Below are 6,566 nucleotides of genomic sequence, written 5' to 3' on the forward strand. Positions count from 1 at the left end.
ACCAAGTCTGATGAAATTGGAGCATTCCCTCATGAAACGAGCTGTTTAACCGTCTTTTTCCTTGTCATTGAGCGAGACCATGCTAAACATGACCGCAAATCTGTGGCGAAAAATTCATGACACTAACGTCGGGGGCATACCCACCTGAGGCATCTCAGCCTTGGATATTTCATGGAGCCACTCTAGACCTAGATGAGTTTGCAGCTGCTGCACTAACGCCTTAAAGTCTATCGGCTTAGGTAAAAAGGCATGGGCTCCGGCGGCTAAGCTTTGATGGCGAGAAGCTTCAAGAACATTGGCACTAATCACAATAATCGGTATTGTTTCCAGCTCAGGGATGCGACGGAGCTGTTGGATAAACTCAATGCCGTTTAAGTGAGACATCACCAAGTCAGTAATCACTAGATCAGGCTGCTGAGCTTGAGCGATTTTCAATCCAGTGGTCCCGTTTTCAGCAATCTGGGTTCGAAACCCTATGGACGTCAAAAAATCGAACAGTAGTAACGAATCTTTTTGACTGTCATCAACCACCAAAATGCTAGGTGATTTTCCTTTGATGCCAACAATCGTTTTATCCGGAGCTTGCCCTGGCTTTGGTGGCTGAGGATCATAGTCTAGAACAGGCATTTCCACATCCATCCAAAACACGCTTCCTTCTCCTGGACAGCTGTTAACCTGCAGGTGGCTGTCCATTAGCCGCACAATTTTTTGGCTGATGGACAGCCCTAAACCAGTGCCTTCTAGCTGATGCTGGCTATTGACCACCTGTTCAAACGGCTGAAAGATTTCGTGTAGCTGATCTGAGGTCATGCCAATACCTGTATCTGCAACAGATATGCGCAGCCAGCAAGATAGCGCTTCGGGCCGTTCGGTCCTTTCCTCTGCCTGGCAGGTCACAAAAGAGCCCCGCTGCAATCGCTTGACACTGAGTGTAACCGCACCTTGATCGGTAAACTTGATGCCGTTACCCAGTAGATTAATTAAGACTTGACGAAATCGTTTGTCGTCAATCATCACCCTGTGGGGCAAAGATTGGTCAAAATCCAGATTAAACGTGAGTTTTTTGGAACGGGCACGAATCTCGCAAATTTCTGCAACACTTAGCAAAAAGGGTTCTAGATACGTTTCTTTTGGGAAGAGTTCAAGCTTTCGAGCTTCGATTTTAGCGAGATCTAAAACATCATTAATCAGTGTCAACAAATGGTTGCCGCATTGATAAATAATTGAAACCCTACTGTGTTCTTCATCGGAGAGGGTCCGTGAATTTTGTAAAATTTGGGCGTAGCCCAAAATGCCATTGAGCGGTGTGCGGAGTTCATGGCTCATGTTGGCCAAAAATTCGCTTTTGGCTTGATTAGCACTATCGGCAACCTGTTTTGCTTGAGCTAGCTCATAGGTGCGTTCTTGTACCTTTGTTTCTAGGGTGACTGCATAGTCCAAAAGTTGCTGGTTAGCGAATTCTAACTGCTGATTGGTGAGCTTTAATCGATGGTTTTTAAAGCAGCTAGTCGTTGCGATCGCGCTTGCCACCAACGCCGTCATCGGTGGCATCACTGGCAGTATCAGCCCCAGCAGAAAAATGCCGTAGCTTCCCACCAGCATCAGGGCGACCTCCAACCCAGTCACCGCTCCAGGGGTTAGAAACCATCGCCGCTGCCGATTTTCCTGGTGGTTGTAGGTTTCCAAACACCAAGTACCCAACGTCCCTAGTAAAGTCCAGACAACGATCCACATCCATTGGTATTCCCAGGTCCACCCCTTAAGCAGGGTGTGTCGACCAAGGGCACTATCTAGCAAATAGCTAGTAATATTGGCATGGACAAAGACCCCTGGCATGGGTTCCTCTTGACGGGTAAGACCACCACTGTAGGGGGTGGCGAAAAAATCCTTAGCACTAACGGCAATCGAACCAATATAGACAATGCGATCGCGCATCAAATCAGCCGACATATTCCCAGCTAGTACATCACTCAGCGAAATTTGCTGAAACCGGTTATTGGGACCGTGCCAGTTCATCAATATTTGATAACCGCCTAGATCCTCACGAGAGTAGCCAGCCGCTCGCCGTACCATCGGTGAAAAGTTAGTCTGGTTCAATCGAAACTTCTGTTGCTCAGGGTTCACCGATTCAAGGGCAATATTATCTTTTGCTAAATAATCAAGGGCGATCTGGGTACCCAACCCCGTCTTAATGACAGACGTTTTTTTGTCTTCAGCAACAACTAAAATACGTCGAATAGTTTGATCTTTATCGACGACAAAATCTGACATGGCAACTTGATCGGACGCTGCTAATACTGGCGGTGGTGCTACCTGAGTCCCAGAAATTTTTTCAACACCGATAAGCTGAGGAGTCGTCTTAAAAACATCAAGTAGTTTTTGATGCCCCGGCTCTTCTGGCAAATCTCGATAGAGATCTAATCCAATCACCCGAGGCTGCTGCGCTCGAATATTAATTAGTGCCTGAGCCAAGATCTCATCAGTTATGGGCCAGTTACCCAACCGTTGAATATCCGGTTCGTCTACAGTAACAACAACAATTCGATCATCTACAGAGGCTAGAGGCCTACGACGAAAAAATTCATCTCGGATCGCCCACTCCCATAAATTAAATACCCCAACAGCATTAGCGACAATAACTGTCACGGCCACACTAGGAACTATGGGCCAAGCAGGTTTAGTCTGTTGGATAAACTGTCTCAGAGCCGCTAAAAACACGTATTGGCAACACTATTTGGAAAACGGAGTTCCAAGCATAAGCTATTTTCCTTTAACTTCAGTGATTTTTAGTAAAATCAGCAGATAGGCCCCAAATCTTTGGCTACAGCTCGTCCTACTTTACAAGGAGTCCCCCCCTTGTCACTGTATTGTTCCCAGAAAAGAACGCTGCACCAGCGACTCTAACCCTACAGATGTTAGGAACTCCGACCAACTGGCCGCAGTATCACCGTAAATCTGAGGCTCTGACTGAACAGTAGCCAACTGCTCCGCAGCATCATACCAAATACCAGACTGGGCCATCACTTCAGCTGTTACCTGTCGATCTGGGTTATCCATGGCCTCAGCCATAGCTGCAGTGGGCTCAACTCGCTTAATCCAAGCCTCCACATAGGGACTGCCCGGTGTCAGATAGGTGTCGGTTTGCAGCGTCACATACCAATGGTAATATTCGCCAATGGCAAGTGCTGGTCCCTGCTCCGGTAAACTAATCGCCAAAATTCCACCCGCTCCATCCAGGGGGACAACCTGTTGATAAATCACCGATTGGGCTTCATCTTTAAGACTAAAGATCGCCGCTTGAGCACTGGTCTTGGGCAGATAGGCCATCATGGTGGGACGAGCCAAAACGGTTAAGCCATAGTAGCTTGGCGGGGTTACCGCCAGCATCGCAGGGGTATGCTCAGACAGTACGCTGATGTCGGCCTCAGCCCCGGCAGTCTCGGCCCTGGCAGTCACAGCACCGGGACTGCGGGATGCCCCGCTCGCAGTGCGTAGGGGAGTGGAGTTGTCTGGGGGCGGAATAAAGTCAGCATCACGGCTGGCACCACTAGCCGTATAACCCGGCGCACTATTCTCAGGCGGTGGCGTAAAGCCAATTCGAGATGCACCGCTGGCCGTCTGCTGCGGACTAGCATTATCCGGTGGGGGAATAAACTGCAGGCCTCTACGGGACGCACCTCCAACGGAGTGCCCAGGAGCCGTATTATCTTCGGGAGGGATAAACGTAACGGCCAAGGCTGGTAAGGCCGCTAGCCATATCCCCAAAACTATCGGCAACAGCCCGACAACATTAGTCAATACGCCATAGTTCATAACAGGTACCGCCTTCAACCGCAGGCAAGCACTTGCAGGATAGACTACCGTATATCGGCTACGGCAGACGTCATCCATAGAGGGATCTCTAGTACCTTACCTTTGACTTCGTTAATCTTGTAACAGTCTTTGATAACGATAGACAACACCAGAGATGCCCTGATTGTTGGCTTTCATCTGCGATTTTCAGTCTTGCCCATAGTCATCCTAACTATGAGAAGAGCTGCACCCTGTGATTTCATCATATCTCTTTATCAATTTTAATCAAGCGAAGGAATGATTGCCTGCCATCTCATCCTATTTAGAGCTTTAGAGCCAGTTCCCGATCAAAACATAGGCGGCCCAAAAGAATGGATCGGCAAACTCTTGCGTGTGCAAAAGCTCTAACTGGGCCTGGCGCAGGGCTTCTGCTTTGGTCATTTGGACCTGTTCCAAATTTTTATAGACCTCGATCATCAGCTGCTTAGCAACGTCATCCTTGACTGACCACAGCGTGGCCAAGGTGGAGCGCGCCCCTGAACGGACGGCCAGTCCGGCTAATCCCAAAGTGGCTTGATCGTCCCCCGTTGCTGTTTCGCACGCACTTAAGGTCAACAGATCGATCACCTGACTGCGGTCGATATCCCGACGCTGTAGCAGTTCTGAGAGCTCGTTAATATTAATGGCTCCGTCCCAGGCAAGAAAAAAGGTCTGGCTAAAATCAGAACTAAATTGGCCATGGCTGGCTAGATGCAACACATTGATTTGAGGATCATCTAACCCTTTTCGCAAGGCCTGGCGAGTAAACTGCTGGTCTAGCAGCTGAGATGAAGGCAACAGATTGCTAATGTTGAGTACTTCTTCTTTGACCGCAGGCAGGGCACTAAAGCGACCACGAGCTTGACTAACACCGGCCACAAGGGCCTTTGTCTGTTGATCGCTGGAGGTGTTGGCAGGCAATAGCTGTAGTCCAGGCGATAGGGCAACCGCGTATTTTTCGATTAAATACTGCTTACCATCATGGAGAGCGGCCATGGGTAAATTGCGCAAAAACCCATCTAGTACAAAGACCAGGGGCTGGTCAGGGGTTAGCATACCTTTGTTCTCGGCAGGGCGAATCAACCAGTCATAGATGGTTTGAGCGTAGGCTAGCTGGTCTCGACGATCGGTCGACGGATGTAAGCTTTCTAAAAATAAGCGCAGCGTCGTGTCGAGGGTTGTAGGATCTACCGGAGTGGAATAGGTTTGTAGCGGCTGACCGGGTTGAGAGTAAATTACCGCCAAACGGTCTTCTAAAAGAATCGAATAGATGACCGTTGCCTTAGTATCAATCTGGTCAATTGAGTTGCTTTGTATATCTAGACAAGCTTCTCGAAAAAAGTTGTCTAGTTCGGCTGTTTGCAGTCCCTCTAGTACCTGACGAGCGGCTTCTAGGGACTCGGGGCTGCCCTCGGCCAGCAGCAGGGCAGCCAGTTCTCGGTAAACCGGTTCTACCTGTTCTCGGTAGGAAAACTGAATATCCTGATTAATCGCAACCAGGTCACCCCGTAATGACTGCAGGGCGTCTACGGCCCTGGTATAGGCGGCGATAGCCAATGTCGGCTGCTGTTTTGCTAAGAGCTGCCCTAGCTGCCAGGCTGATTGGGAAATAATGTCATCTGATTGGATCGCCTCAGCTAGGGTTAAGGACTGTTGAGTCAGAGTTAGGGCCTCGGCTGGCTGCTGATTTTGCCGATAGAGCTGGCTCAGTTGATAGAGGCAGTAGGCCTCGGCTCGCTGATCCTGTAGTTGTTTAGCGGCTTGTACCCCATGGACCAATAGCTGACTGAGTTGGGCCGTCGACAGTGGCTGCTGAGGGCGAGGCAGTTGGGAGAGACTATGGGCCAGGTTAATGGTGCCGTAAATAGTTGTACGGCTAGGGGGCAGCGTCGTCAGCTGCTGTTGAATAGGCCCGACGAGCGAGGCAATGGATTGGATGTCATTGGTGTCATTGATAGCGACATAGATAGCCAGCTGTTCCAAACGAGCCTGCAGCTGATCAAGGGTTGTGAGGGCTGCCTCTTCAGCCGATTGAAAGTAGGCCAGAGCCTTGTCAGGGGACGCTAGCTTAGCTGCTAGCTTACCAATGCTTAAAAAACTCGAGCTGAGCTCGGGCTGGGCATTTAAATGACGAGCGATTTCAAGGCTTTGGGCGAGGGTATTGTAACTGTCCTGGGGGGTCCCAATCAGCTGTAGCGTTTGTCCTAAACTCCGCAGGGCCGTAATCTTAAGCGGGCTGTCGGGCAGTGTGGCCAGCCGCTGGGTGACCGTTGTTAGCTGCTGCTTTGCCCGCCGGTAAAATCCGAGGCTCTGCAGGGCCTGGGCTTGATTAATTTGAGCACCTAAGACTCCAGCGGTGTCATTTGCCTGTTGATAGTAGATTTCGGCCTGCTGCCATAGGTCTAGAGCTGTGGCAGCCTGTCCTCTGTGATGGAGGAGTAAACTGGCCTGGGTATTGAGGGTTTGAGCCCAAAGGATCGGGTCGGCAGCGGCAGTATTTTCTAGTAGTGTGCGACTTTGCTCAACGGCCTGGCTTGCCTGAGACCAGTGGTTTAGGGCTTGTTGAGCAGAGGCGATTCCATTCCAGCTCATGACCTGACGGGGCAGATCGCCTTGCGCAGCAGCCTGTTGAACTGTCCGCTGCCACTGCTCAATGGCAGCGGCAAACTGTCCGGCATGGTAGTGGCTCCGTCCGGCGGCTAGGGGGTCAACGGCTGAGCTGGACGGAGCCACAG

The 6,566-nt window shown here is 50.2% G+C and carries 3 protein-coding genes; all 3 read right to left on the reverse strand.

The genetic code is table 11. The features are described 5' to 3' along the window. Positions 1-114 precede the first annotated feature (114 nt). Positions 115-2,646: a CHASE2 domain-containing protein gene (locus IQ260_RS25445; protein WP_193995881.1), complete on the reverse strand. Its 2,532-nt coding sequence runs from the start codon at positions 2,644-2,646 to the stop codon at positions 115-117. A 213-nt stretch (positions 2,647-2,859) separates the two neighbouring features. Beyond that, positions 2,860-3,891: a DUF928 domain-containing protein gene (locus IQ260_RS25450; protein WP_193995882.1), complete on the reverse strand. Its 1,032-nt coding sequence runs from the start codon at positions 3,889-3,891 to the stop codon at positions 2,860-2,862. A gap of 231 nt (positions 3,892-4,122) precedes the next feature. Then, positions 4,123-6,566, reverse strand: a 2,444-nt coding sequence (locus IQ260_RS25455) for a CHAT domain-containing protein (protein ID WP_193995883.1), incomplete at its 5' end; no start/stop codon positions are given.

The organism is Leptolyngbya cf. ectocarpi LEGE 11479, assembly GCF_015207065.1.
Taxonomy (GTDB): domain Bacteria; phylum Cyanobacteriota; class Cyanobacteriia; order Phormidesmidales; family Phormidesmidaceae; genus Leptothoe; species Leptothoe ectocarpi.

What these genes read in the sequence shown, in the direction of transcription:
- IQ260_RS25450 (WP_193995882.1), bottom strand. Translation starts at nt 3,891, where the DNA reads ATGGATGACGTCTGCCGTAGCCGATATACGGTAGTCTATCCTGCAAGT.